This window comes from Vibrio sp. 10N.222.55.C6 (genome assembly GCF_041473395.1).
Classification (GTDB): domain Bacteria; phylum Pseudomonadota; class Gammaproteobacteria; order Enterobacterales; family Vibrionaceae; genus Vibrio; species Vibrio crassostreae_C.
This window is the reverse complement of sequence record NZ_JBFRSD010000079.1, coordinates 1-398: the sequence shown is the minus strand read 5'-3', so window position 1 is coordinate 398 and position 398 is coordinate 1. Positions and strand designations below refer to the sequence as shown.

The following is a 398-nucleotide window of genomic DNA, read 5'->3' as shown; positions in this document are numbered from 1 at the left end:
ATTGAGTACGCTAGGTCACCAGACACTGGTGCATCATCAACGGCAGTTACACTCACATCGATGTTTGCAGATACCGTATCGGTGCCGTCAGATACATCAAAACCGAAGTTTACGTCGCCATTGAAGTTTTCATTCGGCGCAAAGGTGTACGTACCGTTGCCATTGTCAGTAAGGATACCGTCGCCACCATCGTAGGTCACACCTTCAACCGTTAGGTTGTCGCCTTCAATGTCAGTAGCGCCTGTTAATAGGTCTGCATCGGTGAAGATAAGCGTTCCATCTTCTTCAACACTGAACTGTTGATCTTGAGGTACTGGCAAATCATTTACTGGGTTAACGGTTAGGTCTGCAGAAGCTTGAACCGTATTGGTGCCATCAGAGATATCGAAGCTGATATC

The 398-nt window shown here is 47.0% G+C and carries 1 protein-coding gene; it reads right to left on the bottom strand.

From position 1 onward, the window contains the following. Positions 1-398 (bottom strand): cadherin-like domain-containing protein (locus AB4486_RS22625; protein ID WP_372118709.1); only part of this gene is annotated, 398 nt, incomplete at both ends.